The organism is Metabacillus lacus, from assembly GCF_009674805.1.
Lineage (GTDB): Bacteria > Bacillota > Bacilli > Bacillales > Bacillaceae > Metabacillus_C > Metabacillus_C lacus.
Map to the genome: position 1 here is coordinate 12,491 of NZ_WKKI01000008.1, position 21,447 is coordinate 33,937.

The 21,447-nt window shown below is 43.2% G+C and carries 19 protein-coding genes and 3 pseudogenes; 3 read left to right on the top strand and 19 right to left on the bottom strand.

Annotated features, from left to right (window positions below; genetic code table 11):
• Positions 1-12: 12 nt before the first annotated feature.
• The 7 genes from hppD to GJU40_RS06650 all read right to left on the bottom strand — a co-directional run bounded on the left by hppD (position 13) and on the right by GJU40_RS06650 (position 7,545).
• On the bottom strand, positions 13-1,128 hold the full coding sequence (gene hppD, locus GJU40_RS06620) for a 4-hydroxyphenylpyruvate dioxygenase (RefSeq protein WP_154306974.1): 1,116 nt from the start codon (positions 1,126-1,128) through the stop codon (positions 13-15).
• Positions 1,129-1,248: 120 nt separating this feature from the next.
• Positions 1,249-2,691 (bottom strand): dihydrolipoyl dehydrogenase family protein, encoded by a 1,443-nt coding sequence (locus GJU40_RS06625; RefSeq protein ID WP_154306975.1) that lies wholly within the window; start codon positions 2,689-2,691, stop codon positions 1,249-1,251.
• Positions 2,692-3,879, bottom strand: a complete 1,188-nt coding sequence (locus GJU40_RS06630; RefSeq protein ID WP_154306976.1) for a dihydrolipoamide acetyltransferase family protein — start codon at positions 3,877-3,879, stop codon at positions 2,692-2,694. It lies immediately after the preceding gene.
• A gap of 10 nt (positions 3,880-3,889) precedes the next feature.
• On the bottom strand, positions 3,890-4,885 hold the full coding sequence (locus GJU40_RS06635) for an alpha-ketoacid dehydrogenase subunit beta (protein WP_343031436.1): 996 nt from the start codon (positions 4,883-4,885) through the stop codon (positions 3,890-3,892).
• Complete coding sequence (gene pdhA / locus GJU40_RS06640; protein ID WP_154307051.1) at positions 4,882-5,952, bottom strand: pyruvate dehydrogenase (acetyl-transferring) E1 component subunit alpha; 1,071 nt, start codon at positions 5,950-5,952, stop codon at positions 4,882-4,884. The genes GJU40_RS06635 and pdhA overlap by 4 nt, the downstream gene beginning before the upstream one ends.
• Positions 5,953-5,990: 38 nt before the next feature.
• A complete protein-coding gene (locus GJU40_RS06645) occupies positions 5,991-7,091 on the bottom strand; it encodes a Leu/Phe/Val dehydrogenase (protein WP_246188289.1) in 1,101 nt (366 codons plus the stop codon).
• Between the two features lie 49 nt (positions 7,092-7,140).
• Positions 7,141-7,545 (bottom strand): thioesterase family protein, encoded by a 405-nt coding sequence (locus GJU40_RS06650; RefSeq protein WP_154306978.1) that lies wholly within the window; start codon positions 7,543-7,545, stop codon positions 7,141-7,143.
• A gap of 938 nt (positions 7,546-8,483) precedes the next feature.
• Here GJU40_RS06650 and GJU40_RS06655 point away from each other — a divergent pair.
• Positions 8,484-8,592: pseudogene (locus tag GJU40_RS06655) on the top strand (IS1595 family transposase); the annotation flags it as partial.
• Between the two features lie 313 nt (positions 8,593-8,905).
• Here GJU40_RS06655 and GJU40_RS06660 read toward each other — a convergent pair.
• Positions 8,906-9,361, bottom strand: a complete 456-nt coding sequence (locus tag GJU40_RS06660; protein ID WP_154306979.1) for a hypothetical protein — start codon at positions 9,359-9,361, stop codon at positions 8,906-8,908.
• Positions 9,362-9,416: 55 nt separating this feature from the next.
• Here GJU40_RS06660 and GJU40_RS20950 point away from each other — a divergent pair.
• A pseudogene (locus tag GJU40_RS20950) lies at positions 9,417-9,582 on the top strand (IS1595 family transposase); the annotation flags it as partial.
• Between the two features lie 609 nt (positions 9,583-10,191).
• Here the strand turns inward: GJU40_RS20950 and GJU40_RS06665 are convergent.
• From GJU40_RS06665 to GJU40_RS06680, 4 genes are all read right to left on the bottom strand, one after another.
• Positions 10,192-10,986, bottom strand: a complete 795-nt coding sequence (locus tag GJU40_RS06665; RefSeq protein ID WP_154306980.1) for an ABC transporter ATP-binding protein — start codon at positions 10,984-10,986, stop codon at positions 10,192-10,194.
• Positions 10,961-11,992, bottom strand: coding sequence for an ABC transporter permease (locus GJU40_RS06670; RefSeq protein ID WP_343031437.1), 1,032 nt, complete (start codon positions 11,990-11,992; stop codon positions 10,961-10,963). Before GJU40_RS06670 ends, GJU40_RS06665 begins: the two co-directional genes overlap by 26 nt.
• 39 nt (positions 11,993-12,031) lie before the next feature.
• Positions 12,032-13,027 carry an ABC transporter substrate-binding protein gene (locus GJU40_RS06675; RefSeq protein ID WP_154306981.1) on the bottom strand — a complete coding sequence of 332 codons (996 nt, stop codon included), beginning with the start codon at positions 13,025-13,027 and terminating at the stop codon, positions 12,032-12,034.
• A gap of 497 nt (positions 13,028-13,524) precedes the next feature.
• Positions 13,525-14,475: an NAD(P)H-dependent flavin oxidoreductase gene (locus GJU40_RS06680; protein WP_343031438.1), complete on the bottom strand. Its 951-nt coding sequence runs from the start codon at positions 14,473-14,475 to the stop codon at positions 13,525-13,527.
• Positions 14,476-14,549: 74 nt separating this feature from the next.
• Here GJU40_RS06680 and GJU40_RS06685 point away from each other — a divergent pair, with 74 nt between their 5' ends.
• Complete coding sequence (locus GJU40_RS06685) at positions 14,550-15,065, top strand: gamma carbonic anhydrase family protein (RefSeq protein WP_154306982.1); 516 nt, start codon at positions 14,550-14,552, stop codon at positions 15,063-15,065.
• 131 nt (positions 15,066-15,196) lie between these two features.
• Here the strand turns inward: GJU40_RS06685 and GJU40_RS06690 are convergent, their stop codons facing one another.
• From GJU40_RS06690 to GJU40_RS06725, 7 genes and pseudogenes are all read right to left on the bottom strand, one after another.
• Complete coding sequence (locus GJU40_RS06690) at positions 15,197-15,388, bottom strand: hypothetical protein (RefSeq protein ID WP_212029805.1); 192 nt, start codon at positions 15,386-15,388, stop codon at positions 15,197-15,199.
• An 816-nt stretch (positions 15,389-16,204) separates the two neighbouring features.
• A complete protein-coding gene (locus GJU40_RS06700) occupies positions 16,205-16,585 on the bottom strand; it encodes a pyridoxamine 5'-phosphate oxidase family protein (RefSeq protein ID WP_154306984.1) in 381 nt (126 codons plus the stop codon).
• 48 nt (positions 16,586-16,633) lie between these two features.
• Positions 16,634-17,053, bottom strand: a complete 420-nt coding sequence (locus GJU40_RS06705) for a GNAT family N-acetyltransferase (RefSeq protein WP_154306985.1) — start codon at positions 17,051-17,053, stop codon at positions 16,634-16,636.
• A 127-nt stretch (positions 17,054-17,180) separates the two neighbouring features.
• A pseudogene (locus tag GJU40_RS06710) lies at positions 17,181-18,131 on the bottom strand (IS110 family RNA-guided transposase); the annotation flags it as partial.
• A 193-nt stretch (positions 18,132-18,324) separates the two neighbouring features.
• Complete coding sequence (gene paaX, locus GJU40_RS06715; protein ID WP_154306986.1) at positions 18,325-19,197, bottom strand: phenylacetic acid degradation operon negative regulatory protein PaaX; 873 nt, start codon at positions 19,195-19,197, stop codon at positions 18,325-18,327.
• Positions 19,198-19,349: 152 nt separating this feature from the next.
• Positions 19,350-20,555 (bottom strand): acetyl-CoA C-acyltransferase, encoded by a 1,206-nt coding sequence (locus GJU40_RS06720; protein ID WP_154306987.1) that lies wholly within the window; start codon positions 20,553-20,555, stop codon positions 19,350-19,352.
• 11 nt (positions 20,556-20,566) lie between these two features.
• Complete coding sequence (locus tag GJU40_RS06725) at positions 20,567-21,427, bottom strand: 3-hydroxyacyl-CoA dehydrogenase (RefSeq protein WP_154306988.1); 861 nt, start codon at positions 21,425-21,427, stop codon at positions 20,567-20,569.
• Positions 21,428-21,447 lie beyond the last annotated feature (20 nt).

Genomic DNA, 21,447 nt, shown 5'->3' on the forward strand with positions numbered 1-21,447 from the left:
AGTTTTTTTTCGTTACAAATTGCCTCTTCTTTCCTGCTCTCGTTCGATTGATTCAAACAGGGCTTTAAAGTTGCCTTCTCCAAATCCTCTTGCACCCTTGCGCTGAATGATTTCAATAAACATAGTTGGACGATCCACGATTGGCTTTGTAAAAATCTGCAGAAGATATCCTTCGTCATCTCTGTCGACCAGAATACTCAGTTCTCTCAGCTTATCAATCTCTTCGTCTATCTTCCCCACACGCTCTGACAGCATATCGTAGTAGGAATCCGGCGTGCTCAGAAATTCCACTCCATTTTTGCGGAGAGTTGACACTGTACTCACTATGTCTTCCGTTAAAATAGCAAGATGCTGTACTCCGGGCCCATTATAGAATTCAAGATACTCTTGTATTTGTGATTTTCTTTTTCCTTCTGCAGGCTCATTGATCGGAAACTTAATTCTGCCTCCATTGTGCATCACTTTGCTCATCAGCGCCGAGTATTCCGTGCTGATATCTTCATCGGAAAAGTGCTTCATTTCTTTGAAGCCCATCACATTGCTGTAATACTCCACCCACTCTTCCATTCTTTCTACATTTCCGACAACATGATCAATGCCGATAAAGCCGGCATCTTCACATGGAACAGAGGAAGAATACGCTTCAAAGCCCGGCATGAAAATGCCCCCATAGTTCCCTCTTTCCACAAGGGTGTGGATGGTGTCTCCGTATGTACCAATTACCGCTTTTTTCACCACCCCATTACTGTCTGACAGCTCGTAAGGCGGCTGAATCTCAATCGCGCCGCGCTCTACAGCTTCCCTGTAAGCTGTTTCCACGTCATCAACTAGCAACGCAATATCTCTCACTCCGTCACCATGTGTTTTAACAAAAGAAGCCACACGGGAGGAATCGTTTAGTGTACCAGTAAGGACCAGACGGATTTTCCTTTGTTGAAGCACATAGGATACGGTTTCCCGGTTTCCTGTTTCAAGGCCTGAGTATGCCACAGGCTTAAATCCGAAAGCAGTTGTGAAATAGTGTGCTGCCTGCTTTGCATTGCCTGTATAAATTTCAAGATAATCCACATCTTTTACCGGAAAGTAATCCTCTAGTGTACTGTTTTCAGCTATTGCTCTCTCTCTCATCTTCTTACCTCCTAAAATAATTTAATTTTCTGAACAATTTTATAATAGATAAGCTTCCATTTTTTCTCAAGAGCACCTTGTAAAGCAACAACACTGTTCTGCACTGCAGAATCCCCGCTGTTAAACACGAACCTTGCTGATCTTTGCCTTGTGAATACTGTGTATGCTTTCTCCCCTGAATGCCTCGGCCGCTTCCAAAAGGGCTTCATTCAAGCTTGGATGAGGGTAGGCAGCAAAGGTGAGATCTTCAGCTCTTGCAGCCATTTCCAATGAGAGGACCCCGCTCGAAATCAATTCAATTGCACCCCGGCCCATTGCGTGAACGCCAAGCAGCATGTCATTGTCCCCGTCTATCACAACCTTGAGGAGTCCTTCTTTACTGCCGGTAATGCTGCTGTAACCGTTGGCAGACAGAGCAAATTCTCCTGTTCGCACTGAATAGCCTTCCAGAGCAGCTCTCTCTTCTGTCAGTCCTGCACAGGCAATCGGAGGAGATGTTCTTGCTGTAACAGGTAAAAATAAATGATTATTTTCACTGTTTCTTCCGCAGATTACCTCTGCAGCAGTTTTTCCCTGCTGAATTGCCTTCACGGCCAGCTGCGGTCCTTCCGTAATATCACCGATTGCAAAAATATGCGGAATAGAGGTTCTGCCTGCCTGATCTGTTTCAATCAGGCCTTCTTCTGTCAGGATAATGGGGAGTCTGTCCAAGCCAAGATTCTGAAGGGAAGGTTTTGTTCCCAGCGAGTAAAACAGGTGAGTGCCTTCTACTGTTTTCGGTCCCTTTTCCCCTTGAAGAGCCAGTGTCCAAGAGCCCTCCGAGAAGGCTGCATGCTTGTAATGCACCCCTTTTACTACTGCTATTCCAGTCTTTTTTAGTATTCGTGACAATTCTTTGTTGATGCTGCTGTCAAAAGGGAATGACTGTTGTCCCTCAGGGAGCACGATGGTCACGTTGCTGCCAAAAGCATGAAAAGCCATGGCCAGCTCTAATGTAATATAATCATTTCCATAAAGAATCAGGCTTTGTGGAAGCTCCTTCAGTTCCATAATTGTCCAAGGATTTAAGAGCACGCCTTTTTCTGCATGATCCACATCCTCCAATAAAACGGGTGTACCGCCGACTGCTAGTATTCCTTCACTAAAAGAGTACACGTCATAGCTGTCACTGCCTTCAACTCCAATTTTGTTTTCCGAGAGAAAAAAAGCGCTTCCCTTCAGCACTTCCACTTTATTAGCTTTCATTAGGCCTTCTACACCTTGGCGAAGGTTTTGAATTACGCTGTCCTTATGCTTCATGAGCGTTTGCAAGTCAAAGATATGTTCTCCTGCAGAGATGCCGAGAAAGTGGTCTTGCTGCATAGCAATCAATCTTTCGGCACCGTATGCCAGCACCTTGGATGGAATGCAGCCCTTGTTAAGGCAGACTCCTCCAAGCGCTTCCCTCTCGACCAGCGTTACTTTCTTTCCCAGCTGCGAGGCTCTTATGGCTGCATGATAGCCCCCCGGGCCCCCGCCGATAATGATTAATTCACGTTCATGGGCAAGCTCTCCCACTACCATTTACATCAGCTCCAATAACAGCAGGTTAGGATTTTCAATCAGCTCTGCGAATCTGTTGGTGAATTTTACTGCAGTTGCCCCGTCGGCAACACGGTGATCAAATGCCATCGATACATTCATGATAGATCTGATCGCAATTTCATCATCTTCCGTGACAACAGGCCGTTTTTTAGTCTTGTGAAACGAAATCAGCGCAGTTTGCGGATGCTGAATAATCGGGGTGGCTCCGATGCTTCCGCCAAGCGGGCCGACATTGCTGACTGTAAAGGTTCCCCCTGAAATCTCTCTAACTGAAAGCTTGTTATCTAGTGCAAGCTGAGTGAGACGCTTCATTTCGTTGGAGATGCTCAGCAGGCTTTTCTGCTCTGCATGTTGTATGACAGGCACAATCAGCCCTTCAGGAGCATCAACTGCTATACCGATATGATGTTCTTTGATCAGGCGAATCTCTTCTTTTTCTTCTAAAAGCTCCGCATTAAATACAGGAAATTCTTTCAGGCAGATCGACAGTGCTTTTATGAAAAAGCAAGTTGCTGAGATAGTACGGTTGTGGAATTTTAGTTCCTCTCTCAGTTCTATCAACCTTGTTACGTCAACTTCCTCAAAGTGAGTGCAGTGAGGAATCGTGTAAAGCGAAGCAGCCATTTTCCTCCCAATTTGCTTTCTTCTTCCTCTGAACGGGATGATATCTGACTCTGCTTCTCTAATATCTGGAATAACAGGAGAGAGTGCTTGTTCGCTTTTTACGGCAGGCTGATCCTTATTTTTACTAGATAAATAGGCAGTCACATCAGAATCTAGAATTCTTCCCCCCGGTCCGGTGCCTGTTATCTCCTCAATATTGATGTGTTGATCTTTGGCCATTTTTCTCGTGTAAGGAGAGGCAAGGATTCTTTTTGTCTGAGAGGCTTGCGTTTTCTCCTTGTTTTGAACAGACTGCCCATTTTGCCCCTTTTCTTCTTCCATCGTCAGGAGCACAGTACCCACCGCCACGGTTTCACCCGGCTTCCAGAGAATGCTCTTAACCACGCCTGCCCTTGGAGCGGGAATCTCAGCGGTCATCTTGTCTGTCTGCACTTCCACAAGGGGGTCATCCGCTTTTACCACATCACCTGCCGAAACCAAATAGCAGTTAATATCCGCTTCTGTCATTCCTTCTCCGATGTCATTCAGTTTGACTTCAACCATGTTCAGCCTCCTAAAATTTCATCACTTTTTCAATTGCAGCTGAAATTCTCCTGTGATCAGGAAGATAATGATCTTCAAACCCAAAGTAGGGAACGGGAGCGTCAAAGCCTGTAACTCTTTCAGCAGGTGCTTTTTGATATAGAAACGCTTCGTCATTGATTAAAGAAATCAGATCTGCGCCAAGTCCGCCTGTCATGTGTGCTTCATGGACAATCACGGTTCTTCCTGTTTTTTGTACAGATTCAACGATCAAATCCCTGTCCAGTGGATAAAGCGTACGCAAATCAAGCAGATCACAGTTTATGCCCTTTTCCTTCATCTGTTCAGCTGCCTTTGCAGCAGGAGGGATCATGGCTCCCCAGGCGATCACTGTGACATCATTTCCTTCTCTTAACCTTGCTCCCTTTCCAATCTCAACTGTGTATTTACCTTCAGGCACTTCTTCCCTTCCTGCACGGTAGCTTCGCATCGGTTCCAAAAACAGAACAGGATCAGGATCCTCTATAGCAGCTATCAGCAGCCCTTTTGCATCTCTCGGGCTGGAAGGACAAACCACTTTCATGCCGGGCATGTGGGTAAACAGTGCTTCAGTACTGTCACAATGTATTTCCGGGGCACGCACACCTGCTCCATAAGGTGCCCGAATCACCATTGGCACCGTAAAATGGCCGAGCGTTCTCATTCTAAGCCTGGAAGCGTGGGTCATCAGCTGTTCGTAAGCAGGGTAAATAAACCCGAGAAATTGTATTTCAACCACGGGTCTGAAGCCATTTACCGCAAGTCCAATCGCTGCACCGACAAATCCAGCCTCACTAAGGGGTGTATCAGCAACACGCTTCTCCCCGTACTTTTCCTGAAGGCCTTCGGTCGCCCTGAATACTCCCCCGTTTTTTCCTATATCCTCACCAAGCAGAAGAACTTCGCTGTTTTCTTTCAGCATGACATCCAGTGCATCCGTAATGGCCCCAACAAGTGTCAGCGGTTTTGTCTGAATTGCAGTGCTCACCTTTCCCCGCCTCCAATCAGATTCAGATAATCAGCTTTTTGCTTTGAAATGGTCCATGTCGGCTTTTCAAAAACATAATCAAAGATAACGGAGGGATCTCCTTTTGGAAAACTTTCCATCTCTTCAATGGCAGCATCTATTTCGTCCGCTGCCTCTGCCTCTGTCTGGGTGAACCAGTTTTCATCATACAGGCCGTTGTTTTTCAGCCACCTCTCAAGCCTCAGAATAGGATCGGTATCAAGCCTTTTGGCTGCGCTGTCTTCCTGGCTGCGGTATTTTGAAGGATCATCAGCAGTGGTATGAGCACCATATCTCCACGTTAAGGCCTCAATCAAGGTTGGTCCTTCTCCTCTTCTGGCCCGGCTCAGTGCTTTAGCAGTTTGAAAATACACAGCAAAGATATCGTTTCCGTCCACCCGGACTCCGGGCATGCTGTAGGCAACTGCCTTTTGAGCAATCGTTTCCGATTTCATCTGCTTGTGAAGCGGCACTGATATAGCATATTGGTTGTTTTGATTAAAATAAACGACCGGCGCGCCAAACACGCTCGCAAAGTTCAGCCCCTCGTGAAAATCTCCTTCAGAGGTAGCTCCATCGCCAAAATAGCACAGTGCGGCATTGTCTGACCCCTTCATTTTTTCAGCGAGTGCTGCTCCCGCTGCATGTGGAATCTGGGTAGCGATGGGAATGGCAGGAGGAAATATCTTTTTTCCTTCCGGCGGCACGCATCCTTCGTTTCTGCCATTCCAAAACAGCAGTATATTTTTGAGAGAATGACCGAATATCATGGCTGCTCCGTGATCGCGGTAGGTGGGGAACAGCCAGTCTCCGCTCTTGAGTGCCATCGCGCTGCCTGCCTGTGAAGCTTCCTGTCCCTCATAAGGGGCATATGTACCAATTCTTCCCTGCCGCTGAAGACTGATTGCTTTTTTATCAAACATACGAATTCTGATCATTTCCTTAAGAGACTTCATGACCCGTTCTTCTGTCACTTCACTGCTGTGCTCTTCTGAAACAACTCTGCCATTTGCATCCATTATTTGAAATACCGGAAACATTTTTTCCATGGACTCACCCTTTGCGTCAAGATTCATTATGATATCCATTAAATTCTGACTGCCCACTTCGGACGCTTCATATGGGAAAAGAAACTGTTTCGGCGGGTTCTGGCTTCAATTCTTGTTTCACAGAAGTAATCTGCTGCCTCGATAGTAGTCATTCCTTCTCGTTCTGCCTGCTGATATACATTCAGCAAAGACGTATAGATTGCTCTTGTTTTTCTGAGCACCCGCTCTTTGTTAGGTGAATACAGCTCATCTGCAACCTGAATCAACCCGCCTGCGTTGACAATATAATCAGGCGCATACAGAATTCCTTTTTCCTGAAGGAGCTTTCCATGACGTGCCTCTTTCAGCTGATTGTTTGCAGAGCCCGCGACTCCCTGCACTTTCAGCAACTCTATTGTTTCATCGTTTATGATGCCGCCCATTGCGCAGGGGATGAACACATCAGCCGGCTGTGCATATATTTCATCGCTGGAAACTACCTTGATTCCTGCACCAGCCTCTTTGGCCTTTTCAGTCACAGCATCAATTGCTTTTGTATTGATATCTGTTACATATAAATCAGCACCATTCTCAAGGAGAACTTCAGCCACTTTCAAGCCAACCTTTCCAAGTCCCTGAATGCTGTATGCTTTTCCAGCAAGCACATCACTTCCCCAGATTGCCTGATTGGTGGCCTTCAGTCCGTAAATCACTCCCTGTGCGGTTGGAACAGAAGAATCCCCGCTGCCTCCGTACACCTCATCAACGCCAACGATACAATTGGTTTCTTTCAGGGCATGGATAAAATCTTCGGGAACAGTGCCCATGTCAGTACCTGTGTAAAAACGGCCGTTCAAAGATTCAACAAACTGCCCGAAAGCACGAAACAGCTCAGGGCTCTTATCCTTTTCGGGATTCCCGATTATTACTGCTTTTCCCCCGCCAAAGTCCACGTCTGCAGCCGCGCACTTGTATGTCATCCCTTTTGACAGGCGTAAAACATCTTCAAGAGCTGCGTCCACATTTTCATAAGGATACATTCTGCATCCGCCCAATGCAGGACCGAGCCTGGTACTGTGAATGGCAATGATTGCTTTCAAACCGGTCGATTCATCATTGCAGAAAACTACTTGTTCATGTTCCCGGATTTTATCGAACATGTCTGATTCTCCCCCTTTAATCCGTTGCATTATGTTAGCGCTTACAATTTTAAGAGTTCCTAATGTCGGCACCTTTCATCAGTTCCAATATTTTATCTTTTGGCAGAATCAGTTGAACTACCTCGCCTGCTCCGACTGTAATGCCTGAGCATACAGCTTTTACGCTTGTTGTGATCCTCGATTTTTCGACTGATACAGCTTCCGCTTCAATTTTCACAACTGCTCCCTCAGTGCACGGAGCAAGATGTTTAACGGAAACACCGCTTCCTATTCCTTCTTCATGCTCTTCCAGAAAGGGAAGAATGATCTGCCGTGATGCCCATTCCATATGGTAAACCATGGACACTGTTGAATACACAGGATGAATAATGCTGCCTTCAAAGCCCGCAAACATCTCGGGAGTGACTGTAATTTCTAATTCAGCCGTACATCCAGGTATCAGTCCTTTCCGCATGTCATCACACTCCCAAAAATAAATATAACGTTTATTTAACGTTATCATAACATTCCGTTAAATGCTTGGTCAATTCATTGTTGGAAATTTTTATATATTCAAAAAATAAGAGCGGCTATTGTATGGCCTGCTCTAAGATGGTCGACAAAAGGTTGTGAGAAACCATTATGTTTAGGGAGTTCAGGAATGGTGGAAGAAAGGCTGATTTCCGCTCCGGGTGCTTGCTTTCCGGGGGGCAGGCGGTGAGCCTCCCTCGGTGCTGATGCTTCTGCGGGGTCTCTCCCCTCCCACTAATCCCCCAGGAGTCAAGCACCCTCCGCTCCAATCAGCAGTTTTATTCTTGAGACACTGACTCAAAATCTTTTTATAGTCAGAGTCAAGCACCTTGCCAAGTCAATTTAGGAATGGTGGGGGAAAAGCTGATTTCCGCTCCGGGTGCTTGCTTTCCGGGGGGCGGGCGGTAAGCCTCCTCGGTGCTGACGCTCCTGTGGGGTCTTACCTGTCCCGCTAATCCCCCAGGAGTCAAGCACCCTGCGCTCCAATCAGCAGTTATATACTTGGTACTTTGACTCTCAAAATATTTTTTAGAGTTAGATTCAAGCACTCTGCCAAGTCAATTTAGGAATGGTTGGATTCGATTTATACTGTTGATATTCTTCCTTTTATTGTAGTCGTATACTTATACTGTCGCCTTGAGGACATAACTAGCAATCTACATACTTGTCATGGTTAATCACTTCTGGATAGAAAGGATTGCTGTAGTGTAATAAATTGATTGGAACGTAGGGTGGCGACTCTGCGGGAAATACGGCATAGTAGAGACCCTGGACTGAGCGCAGCGAGGAGGCTGTTTTGTATAGATTGATTAGCAAACAATTAAAAGGTTGATATAATGGGGTTTGAGGAAGGGTTTCAGCGACTTAACCAAATCAGCGCAAATGTCGCTATTTAATGCAATGAAAAAAGACTTATTTCCAGATGAACCAGATAAAATTACTAAACTACTCAAAAGAATTCGTGAAACCCCGATTCGCCTCTGACTTGGGTTGAGTTTATTGTGGAAGTACATCTGTGAAGCGGAACGGTAAGTATTGTTCGAAACACCTTAAACGGGCAAGCAAACTAACGTCTGTGGGATTCTTGAGTCTGATAAACAGTCCTTAAGATTAGGGCATCTCATTGCCCTCCCCTATCCAGTGCGTTTAGCAGATGATAGGGCTGCGCTACTTTGCCCAAAGCGTACAGCTTTTTTGTTCGTATGTGTTTTAGCGTCTTTTGCTTGAGTACATATATCGTTTTACAGACAACATGAATTAAGCTGTCAACCTCATACGTTATACAATTATCAGCTTGTCTGACCTCAATTCAATGTAATATCTTGTACTATTATCTCTTCATTAGAAATCTTGTAGAAAAAACGATTTTCCTTACTATAAGTAATAGCCTCTCCGTTCAGAAAAACACTGCTTACTTCATTTTCGTCCTTTACCTTACCATATAAAACATTTATTGAACTTTCTGTCTCAATATCAAAAGAATAATCAGACGTAATTTCATACTTCCTAAAGTCACCTATAACATCCCATTTAAACGTGTTGTTTTTATTTTTCTTTAACAATAAAAAGCTAATAGCCTCTTCTTTTATTACTGGATAAATAGTGTATTCTTTTATTTTCTCTTCTGCCAAGAAAATTACATTCTCATAATCCTTTGATGACTTTACAAAATTAACAAAATCCTCTTCAGAAGCAAATTGTTGATTTGAACATCCAATAAGTAAAATAAAAAAACCGAAAAATGTAATAATCTTTTTCATAAAATAGAGCACTCTCCCTTTTATTTTAATTTTTCTAGAAAAGAAAACTTTTTAGCGTTTTCAAGGTGCTGCAACGAAATATCTCGACAACTATCTCTATTGATATCGGCGGCTTGAACTTGGAAAAAACTTAGCATTTAAAAATCGAGTAGAGCAAATGCTTGTTCCAGCGTGTCAAAAAATCTAATCACAATACAGTTGAGATGTTAAAAACTTCATAACAAAAGACCTGGAAAAGAGGTCTGTGTAGTGATTTACTTTGAAACTATAATATTGTTTTTAGCTTTACTTTTGCGCAAAAATAAAACCCACCACACTAACAAAAACAAATACCCTGCAATTGTGAAAATAGACCAAATAGCACCCTTTTGCAATTGACTCATGAGTGTTCAAATTCATTCATTCCTTCTGCTCTTCCAAGACTATATATTAGAACGATCATTGGAAGGGTTACAGTGAACATAAGGGTTATAAAGGACAAAATCTTACCTTTCTTTTTCACAATACTATATATCGCAGTTCCTAATGTTGCTAAAAAAAATAAGTAATACAATATCCAAAACCGATTTGGAAGGGTTTCCCATTGCACTTGTTCCACTTCCTTCATTTTTATAATTTTATATAATTATTATAAACCATATTTTACCATAAAAAAAACTTAATTTGAACTTATGTCATAAAACAACAATCTTTTAGAAAACAGCCTATATTTTAAAAAAAAGACCGCAGTCAAACTCGAAATCCTCGAGTTTGACTGCGATCTGAGAAGCCATTTTAAGAGAAATACAGCAAAGGGGAGTTAGTTGAAAAACTATAGAGCTGCAGCCCCCTTAGGAAAGAAGTGCTCTGTCACTCGCCATTTTGGTGCCTCGTATTCTCTGAAACTCAGAGAGAAGGTCTTCAATTGAAAGCTTTGCTTTGTCTGCATCGTTTACTTCCAGAATGATTTGGCCCTTGTCCATCATAATCAGCCTGTTTCCTAGATCTAGTGCCTGCTGCATGTTATGGGTGACCATCATAGTAGTAAGATTGTATCTTTCCACAATTTCCTTCGTCAGTTTTGTAATGAGTGCTGCCCGGGAAGGATCCAGAGCTGCTGTATGCTCGTCCAAAAGCAAAATAGAGGGTTCTGTAAAAGTAGCCATCAGCAGTGACAGCGCCTGCCGCTCTCCCCCTGAAAGCAAACCTACTTTGGCTGTGAGCCGGTTCTCCAGCCCGAGATGAAGCGATTGCAGCACTTCCCGGAATAGCTCACGCCGTTTTTTTGTCACTCCTGGCCTTAATGTTCTTTTTTTGTTTCTCGAATAGGCAATTGCCAGGTTTTCCTCTATTGTCATAGTCGGTGCCGTTCCTGCCATTGGATCCTGAAAAACGCGCCCGATCAATTTAGAGCGGTTGTACTCGGTCATATACGTTACATCTCTGCCATCCAGGCTGACAATTCCGTGATCGGCTGCCATGACGCCTGAGATCACGTTCATCAAGGTTGACTTTCCTGCGCCGTTGCTTCCGATTACTGTAACAAAATCCCCTTCTTGCAATGTGAGATGAATATTGTCGAGGGCAATCTTTTCATCAGGAGTCCCCTCATTAAAGACCTTATGAATTTGATTTAAGTGCAGCATGCGCCTTACCTTCTCCCTCTGCCTGGACACTGGCCAGTGCCAGTCCCTCCAGTCTTTTCTTCGCCTTGCGTTTTTTCTCGCGATAGCCTTCAATCATTTTTGGCGCCGTTAATGCAAGAATGACAATGACAGCGGTGATCAGTTTCATATCTCCTGGTTTTAAAAATTCAACTCTCAATGCCATCGACACTACAATTCTGTAGATGATGGCACCCCCAATGACAGCAAGCGTTGTTCTTGCAATGGTTTTCGTTCCAAACAGCGCTTCTCCAATAATGACAGAAGCAAGTCCGATAATAATCATCCCAATCCCCATGCCAACATCAGCAAAGCCTCCCTGCTGGGCAATAAGGGCACCTGAAAAAGCCACCATAGCATTTGATAAACCCAGACCAAGAATAATCATGATATTTGTATTGGATGAAAAGCTCCTGATCATACGTTTGTTATCTCCGGTAGCCCGGATTGCAAGCCCTGTTTCAGTTTTTAGAAAAGCGTCCGTCAAAAACTTAATAACAAACGTGACCAGTATCATAAAAATCAAGATGCCCCAAGTGCTCGGAAGGCTGCCAGAAAGGCCGACAGCTCCCAGAATTCCATTGAAAAAAGCATCTATTCCTGTTGCTTCAAAAAAGCCGCTGACCGCTGTTAATGCCGTATCCGTATTCAGCAGGGGAACATTTGATTTCCCCATAATCCTGAGATTGATGGAATATAGTGCAATCATCATCAAAATTCCTGAAAGCAAAGCATTGACCTTTCCCGCTGTATGAATCAATCCAGTCAGGCATCCTGCTGCAAAACCAGCCACAAGCGCAATCATGGTTGCTGCAAAAGGGTTTGTACCGTTCACTATCAAAATTGCGGCAACAGCTGCTCCTGTAACAAAGCTGCCGTCCACCGTTAAATCAGGAAAATCAAGTATCCGAAACGAGAGGTAAACACCGAGAGCCATAATGGCATAAATGATTCCTGACTCAAATGCTCCAAATATTGCTGTAAACACCCGTAATCATCCTTTCAATCGTTCTTGTTCAGAACTGTTTTACTCCTCGTAGAACTCTCCGTCTTTGCCCCATTCTTCTTTCACTTCAACACCTTGCTTTTCAGCAGCTTTTTTATTGATCGTTAATGTTAAAGAATCCGGAAGCTCCACTGGAATATCGGATGGTTTACTTTCTCCTGAGAGGATTTTAGCGGCCATTAATCCGGATTGATAGCCAATGTCATAGTAGTTAAATCCGCTTGCAGCAACCGCACCGCGCTTCATAGAATCCAGCTCACCTACAAAAAGAGGGATTTTTTTGCTGTCAGCTACAGATATGACCGACTCCAGGGCTGATACAACTGTATTATCTGTTGGGACGTAGATGCTGTCAGCTCTTCCAGCCAAAGATTCTGCTGCCTGTTTTACTTCCGCAGAGGTTGAAACAGAAGCCTCCACAATCTTCGCTCCGTTTGCCTCAGCAAGCTTTTTGACTTCACTGACCTGCACTTCGGAGTTCTGTTCACCTGCGTTGTATATGACACCAATGCTTTTCGCTCCAATTTCCTGGGTGATAAAGTCAATGGTCTTTTTCGTAGCATCAGGATGGTTATCAGTTGTTCCAGTTACATTCCCTCCCGGCTGTTCAAATGACTGTACAAGTCCGGAGCCGACCGGATCTGTTACTGAAGTAAAAATAATCGGAATGTCCTTTGAAGCGTTAAGAGCAGCTACAGCACTGGGAGTCGCATTTGCAAAAATCAAATCCACTTTGTCCCCGACAAAATTGTTTGCGATTGTAGCAGTATTGTTCATGTCAGCCTGAGCATTCTGAAAATCAAATTTTACATTTTCGCCTTCCTTAAAGCCTTCATCTTCCAATGCCTTTTTAAATCCCTCAGTGGCGGCATCAAGTGATGGATGCTCAGCGAACTGAGTAAGACCGATTTTATATTGCTTTTCGCCCGATGCTCCTGAAGGTTGATCAGTGCCGCAGGCTGCCAGCAGAAGTGATCCTGCCAGAAGAATGGAAAGTGCCTTCATTTTCTTTTTCATCGTTATCCCCCTTAATAGATTAATAGTAAACCGGCTATCAATGGAAGAATAAAGAAACAGGAAGCTGCCGGGAATCACTTATGTAAGCGTTACCAAAAAGATATGATATATTATTATAACAACGTAAATATACCGTTATATTACCATCAGCCCAGAGAAGTGTCAATAATATTCGGAAAATTTAGTATGTTGAGAATTTAAACAAGTTTGTGTGGAGGTTTCTGCAGTAGAATGTATAGCGGTCACAAAAAATTTCGACATCTACCTGTGAAATCCTCCCGCTATTTGAAATGATGGGGATGGGAGAAATACATTTGCTTACGACTAAAGTGTACTGCAATAGAGGAAATGCTTACGGCTAGTGAATGTACATCCGCGGAAGATTTCCGGTTAAATGAAATTCGGGGCTCTTTTAAGCGGATACAAGGGTGCCGGTTATGTAGCTGAAGATCCTTCACTTACTCCGACTCAGCTCTCCAGCTCCCCCATCACCACCTCTACAGCAAATCTTCCGAAGCTCTTCTCAGCTGCTCGCGTGCCTCTTTCATCATTCTTTCGAGCAGCTCATGTACTGACGGAATATCTGTAATCAGACCGGAAACTTGCCCTCCATTCAAAAATCCATCCTGCTCGTTTCCTTCAAGAGCGCCTTTGCAATGATGATCTTCTGTCGTGAGTTCATTAAATTTATCCGCAGATATTCCGTTCTTTTCCGCTTGAAGCAGCTGCATGGAATACGGCGTGGTCATCAGCCTGCGGATTTTTCCTACAGACCTGCCGACAATGACCGTATCGTGATCCGTTGCAGCTAATACTCTTTCTTTGTAATAATCATGAAACGGTGCTTCCTGTGTCGCAACAAATCTTGTTCCCATTTGAACTCCCGAGGCACCAAGGGCCAGCATGCCGGCAAGTCCCCTTCCATCCCCTATCCCTCCTGCTGCAACTACCGGCAAAGAAACTGCCTCCATAATTTGCGGGATTAATGTTAACGTTGTTGTTTCCAAGCTGGAGTTTATCCCGGCCGCTTCATAGCCTTCAGCGATGATGATGTCAGCACCTGCCTCCTGTGCTTTTTTTGCTTGTTTGACCGACGCTACCACCGTTAATACCTGGAAGCCTGCTTCCTTGAGCATGGGCAGAAAAGGTGCGGGATTTCCCGCTGAAAGAGTAACGGCTGCCAGTTCATGCTTGACGGCAAGCTTCAACAATTCTACAGAGTATGGTGAAACACCTAAAGCTACATTTAATGAAAACGGCTTGTCTGTCTTTTGTTTTGTTTGTTCGATTATGCTTTCCACCTGAGCTGGAGTCATCGTTCCTGCTCCAATGGTGCCTAAACCCCCAGCCTCTGAAACGGCAGCAGTTAAGACCGCATTGCTGATATTCCCCATTCCCCCTTGAAGAATCGGGTATTTTATTTGAAGTACAGATAAAAGTTTATTCACAAAAATTCCCCCTCCGTAAAAATAATGTTATACTAATTTCAGAATATTTACAATTGCTAAAAAGGAGGATATTTATGCTGATTCCTTACGGAGACAAAAAACCTATCATACATGATACTGTTTTTGTAGCACCCGGCTCTTTTATTATTGGTGACGTAAATATAGGAGAACATTCCAGCATCTGGTTTAATGCCGTTCTGCGGGGTGATGAGGATTTAATTTCTATCGGTACACGCTGCAGTATTCAGGATAACGCTACCTGTCATCTTTACCAGGGTTTTCCTCTAACCATTGAAGATGAAGTCACAGTGGGGCATAATAGCATCCTTCATGGCTGCACCATTCGCAAAAGAAGCATCATTGGCATGGGGGCGACCATTCTGGACGGTGCAGAAATTGGGGAAGAATGCATTATTGGAGCCAACACGCTCATCCCGGCAGGCAAGGTCATTCCGCCTCGCTCGCTTGTCGTCGGATCTCCCGGTAAAATAGCCAGAAGTCTTATGGAAAAGGACTTACAACTAATTCAGCTGTCCATAGATACATATGTGGAAAAAGGGATGGAATATAAAGAGATGCTTTCTAATTAAAGAATAGTCCTTTCTCTGCAAACATTATTACTTTTTATACAAAAGGCTGTGTTAATTTTTCATGTTGATATTTATACTAAAAAAAGAGGAAATCCGAAAATTTAGGGTTTCCTCTATTATTAACCTACTTTTTATAAGGGTGATAAAATGAATGCTAATTCATTGATTGAATGGTCAAACAAACATATCTTAGGTTCGTACCCTGATGTCTCTTGAAAAATTTCAAGCAATTTGTAGGCATCATCACGTTTCTTCGTATTCTCGGCCATTTCAATCAACTCCACCACGCTATGGTCATTTTCTTTGGTTTTTGGTTCATACATACAACCTCGTCCACCTCTTCTTCTTAGTAAAAATGTAAGTGTGACTAATTGCTGTTTGAGATCGACTAGAAAGGATGATATGAAATGAAAACCTGCGCCTATTGTGGAAGTTCGGTTGAATCTATTGAAGATACATATACGAACTCATTCAAGCCATGAAAGAAGAAGCCGATGAGTTTTCGGAAACAGAAGCCTACGCCTTTAGTGATTATGAAAAAGTAACTCGGAAATGCTTTGTCCTTGAAAACACCATTCGTAATAGTATGGGATATTATCCTGTGAAGTTAACAGGGGGCTAAATTAAAATGTTGGCAGAACGAATAGAAGAGTCAGCTAAGAAAGATATGGTAATCCAGCTCAACCACTGAAATAATTGTAAATACGATTAGTATATTAACTTGTATTGATATGGTGGTTTTACCAACTAAAAACCCCTGAAAATCCTACTAGTTATCCCGGGGGTTAAAGAGTATAGACGTAACAGAAGCTCAATAGAGAACCTAAATAATTAATTCTTTGAGTTTACCTTGTGCAAAATTTTGAAAAGAAGTGTAGTTACAAAACATAATTGGAGAAATAAAAAGATGCCTACAACAAAAGCACTTTCGATATTCGTATCTAATATAACTCCAAATAAATATGCTAGCCCGTAAAAAACAGCGATCCCACCAATTACGTTTGCTATAAAAATGAAAATTGGATTATCTATGATGCTCAAACCCTTCTAAGGTAAATTTATCCCCATGTCTGTTCTCCAAGACGTATCAGCACTGGGGCCCTTTACGCTTATTATACCAGAACCAACAGAGATACTGCTTAGCCATTCTGGGGATTCAACATGCACTGATTTTTGAATCTAGGATCCCATTCCTTTTCTTCTGAACCCAAATATTTTGCAAATAATCGTTTTGCTAAGTCAAAGTTAAATGGTTCTAAGGTTGCTTTTCCTCTGAAACCTACATGTAATACCTTCCCTGTAGAAGGATCAAACTCAACAATACCGACGGCACATTTCGGATTTTTGTCTATTCTTATTGGAAAAGTATCTCCAGTAGTTCCTATAATCCAAAGGCATTTATCTTCCCAAAAAAACCACACCGGAGATTCCCTTGGTCCTTGGGATGAAGCCGCTGATAGATGAGGTTTTTTTAGGAATTCATCCAAATCAAAACTTCGTTTACCTTTTATAATCTCCATTTATACCACCTCTTTATTACAGATTAGCGCCCGATTGTTGAATAACAATTACTTTGATTTAAAGTATATAATTTCAGGATCTCCTTCATCTAAATTTTCAACTATACCACTCTCAATAAATCCGTTTGCATCAAATACCTTCTGCATACTAGAGTTAGAACGATTAGTAGAAGAAAATACCTTCGTAGTAGGAGATATACTCATCATATAATCGATCAGTAAGCTTGCATTTCCTTTTCGTCTCTTGGACGGTGACACAATAATTAGTGTTATAAAAGAGCATTCAAAGAAGTTAATATCGTAAATTAAAAACCCCTCAATATCATCTTCATTTTTTGAAATTATGCAATGTCCTAACTCAATAGCATTCTCAATATAGTCTCGTCTGCTCGTGTTGCCAATAACCTCACAGTCGACATTCATTATTTTGTCAAAATCTTCGATATTAGCCTTAACAGCAATCTTCATCTTACTTCCCCTTTTTTAAGCTTTCTAGCAATCTAAAATTATTTTAGGATCGCGCCAATTTAATTGAATAACTAAAATCTCTTTAAAAAGTATAGAGTTAGGTCATCATCGTTTTCACATTTTGAATAATTTTTTTCATGGGATTGTCCGACCGCTGTGTATAGTAAGCGTGCAGGGTCTTAAAAGCTGAGTTTTTGGCAACCAGAAGCATACAAACCCTAAACAACAGAGCCCTGAGCTTTTTCCGCCCTCTCTTCGAGATGGTCGTTTTCCCCTTGTGCTTACCGGAGGTATTCCCCTTCAGGCTCAAGCCTGCTAGCTTAATGAGTTGTCGGGGGTGATTGTATTCGCTTAGATCACAACCTCCGCAAAGAAACCAGCCACTGTATCTCTTCCAACACCTTTAACCGCCAACATTTGGGGGACCCCAGGAATCTGTTCAAGAAAACAGTCTATTTTGGTGTCTAGATCTTCAAATTCCTTCTGGATTAATTCATACTTGGCCAGAAGTGTTTTCAGCTCCATTTTTGCCATTTCGGAGCCTTGGCGAAGTCCGATAGACTGGCTCGCTGCCTGCCTTAATTCCCGAACTTTATATAGTCCCCGCTCCGTTTAACAGCTTTTCTTGAATGAGTAAGTAATTCTTCTTCTGTAAAATTTTTAATCTCATGCGGTTTGCATAAAGCCTTAAGAATTGTAAGGCAGCCTTTCCTTCCCATTCCTTGAATACCTTAAGGAACTTGGGGAAATACCGGTCAATCCAGTTGTGAACCTGACCTTGGACCGTTTGAAGGTCCTCGGTTAAGAGATTGCGTATTTTCTTTGCCACACGGAGTTCGGCATAAACACCTTGCGGTATGGTAGGTTCGGCGTATCTCCCGTCCTTGACCAACTGGGCGATTACTTTGGCATCCTTCACATCATTTTTAGTTGGGGAATTATCATCCAACCCCTTGCTTTTCTTGACGTGCATAGGATTTACAGCTACAAACTTAATCTCGTTTTCTTTTAAAAAGTGTGCCAGGTTGAACCAATAATGACCAGTAGGTTCCACACCGACAATCACTTTCTCCATACTCTGGTTTTAACAAAGTTCCATAAGCATCTATTCTGTAAACAAATTAAGCATCATAGCATTTGCGAGAGGGATAATCCATCCAAGCTTATAAGCATTCTTTCGACTGTTGTTCGCTAAAAAAGCTTTTAAAACACAAAAAAAGCGTATCAACAAGATGTTGCATTGGTACGCTTTTTCTAGGTTACAGACGATATCAGAGAATATAAGGATGATTCATCATATCGTAGTCAGTATCCTTCTTTTCAATTTCATTTCCTTCCTGAAATACCTCTTCAAAAAAGCGTGATGCCGGCTCAGCAAGTGCTTTATAATACTCGCTGAACAGGGACGCTGCATGGCCGCCAAGCCACTTTTCGGGGAGAAGCTCTTCCGGCAGCCCGGGATCTGAAAAGAGAAATTTACGGTATTCATGAACAAGCTTGGTTCGTTCAACAAAGCATTCTGCTTCCGACATATTTCCCTTTTGAATTTTGTTTTTATCAATAATGTATTTTTGGCTGTATGTACTGATAAATTCTTCATACTTGGTGTTAATCTCCTGCAGGTCCCAGCTTTTTTCCACAAGACGCCTGTTTTCATTCGGACCCTTGTATTCTGCTGAAAAAAAGTCAACATAGTCATGTATGCCGTACTTTTCTATGAGATCATGCACCTGCTTTTCGAGATTATTCGGAGACACCCAGAAACTGTTGGACATACTGCCAAAGCCGCTCCAGATTAATTCTTTTCGAAGCTCATCCCGGATGCTGCGGATGTCTTCCGGAATTGTATACATTAAGATTCTCCACTTGCCGTCCCATTCCTCTGGCTTTAGCTTAAAGATTCTTTTTCCAGCCTCATCTATGCGTTTTTGACCTCTTTCAGTTAAAGAATAATAGCTTTTATTTCCTATCTTTTCAGCCTGGACCCACTCCTGCTTATTCATTCTGGAGATTGCCGCCCTGACAGACTGATCATTATGGCCAAACTCATTTAACAGCTTAATCAGGCTGCCGATCCAAATGCTGCTTCCGTAATGGGAAATATAATCACCGTACAGCGTAAAAATCATTGATCTAGTATTCAAGCTGCTGTCATCCTCAATTATTATTCAACGGAAAAAAACCGTTATAACATATATTATCAGTATGTTTATTATTTTGCAAAAACAAGCGCTTTCAAACTTTCTTTCTATTTCTCTTTTTTGTACCGTTGTATCTTGCTAAAAGCAGACTATACTTACTCTTCTACTCTTTCAACGATGGTGGCAATGCCCTGGCCGACTCCCACACACATGGCGGCTAGGCCGATTTTAGACTTTCTTCTTTTCATTTCATGCAGAAGGGAGGTCAGTATCCGTGCCCCGCTTGCACCAAGCGGATGCCCAAAAGCAATCGCTCCTCCATTCACATTCACCTTATCGCCAGGCACATTCAACTGATTGATGCAGGCGAGTGCCTGTGCTGCAAAAGCTTCATTCAATTCAATCAAATCTACATCTGAAAGTGTCAGTTCCGCTCTTTTCAGGGCCTTCTCCACGGCATCAACCGGGCCTATTCCCATCAGTGACGGCTCCACGCCTCCAACAGCTGATACCCTGTAAGCGGCCATAGGCAGAAGGCCCAGCTGTTCCGCCTTGTTCCTGCTCATCATTAACAGAGCTGCTGCACCGTCATTTACGCCCGAAGCATTGCCCGCTGTAACAGTTCCCCCTTCAAACAATGGTTGAAGCTTTTCCAGCTTTTCTACCGTTGTTCCCTGGCGCGGATGTTCGTCTTGCGTAACAGTCAACTCATTTCCTTTTCGGTCCTGATAGGAGACAGGAATGATTTCATCAGAAAACACTCCGTTCCTCACTGCATTTTCTGCCCGCTGCTGGCTCTCTGCTGCAAAAGCGTCCTGTTCCTTGCGGCTGATAGCATACAGCTTCGCAACGTTTTCGGCTGTTAGCGGCATAGAATCTGTTCCGTACTGCTCTTGCAGCCTGCTGTTAACAAACCGCCAGCCGATGGTTGTATCAAACACTTCCATATTGCCTCTTGGAAATTCTGCAGAAGGCTTTGCCATCACAAATGGAGCCCTTGTCATGCTTTCTGTGCCGCCGGCTATGAAAATCTCCCCTTCTCCAGCCATTATGGCCCTGGCACAGTAATTCACCGCATCAAGTCCTGAACCGCAGAGCCTGTTAATGGTCGTACCAGCTGCTGACACGGGCAGACCTGCCAAAAGGGCGGACATTCTTGCTACATTTCTGTTATCTTCTCCTGCACCATTTGCATTTCCAAAAACTACTTCTTCTATGTCATGAACATTGCACTGAGGATTTCTTTCTATCAGTGCTTTTATGACAATGGCACCAAGATCATCAGGACGGATGTGTTTCAGAGCTCCGTTATAACGCCCGATTGGTGTACGGACGGCATCAATAATAACTGCTTCTACCATGTTCTTTCCCCCTATTGTTTGACAGGCTGCTGATATTCGTACACGCCGCGCCCCGTTTTTCTTCCTAATCTGCCCGCTTTTACATACTGCTCCAACAGAGGGGCCGGACGGTATTTTTCACCCAGTTTTTCGTGAAGATATCTTAAGTTGTTCAACCTTGTATCAAGGCCGACAAGGTCACCAAGCTCAAACGGTCCCATCGGATAATTCAAACCAAGCTTAATGGCTTTGTCAATTTCTTCTGCTGTTCCTACACCCTCCTGAAGCATGTAAAATGCTTCATTTCCAACCAGTGCGCTGATTCTGCTTGTAACAAAGCCTGGGAATTCATTGATCGTCACTGTTTCCTTCCCCATTGCAGCGGCTGCTGAGCGCACTGCCGCCGCAGTCTCGTCACTGGTATCAAGTCCTTTTACTACTTCAATGAGCGGCATTTTATGAACAGGATTAAAGAAGTGCATTGCAATCACCTTGTCCGGCCTTTTTGTAAAAGAACCGATTTCCGTAGGGCTCATGGTGGAAGTGTTTGTCGCGAGTATACAGTGACTGGCCGCATGCTGATCAACAACCTCAAAAATGGATTTTTTTATCGAAAGTACTTCCGGTACAGCCTCAATAATAAGATCTGCATTCTTCACGTTTTCTGCAAGAAAGTTTGAATAGGAGAGAGCACTTTTCGCTGTCAGCATCTTTTCACGGGACAGCTTGCCGCGCTCAATGCTTACTTCAAATAACCTGTCAATTTCCTGCTCCGCCTTATGCAGCTGCTTTTCATCTATATCTACTAAAACAGTCTGAAATCCGCCCGTACAGCTGACATATGCAATGCCTCTGCCCATTACACCAGATCCGATCACAACGACTTTTTTCATCTTCACTTTCCTCCTGTTTA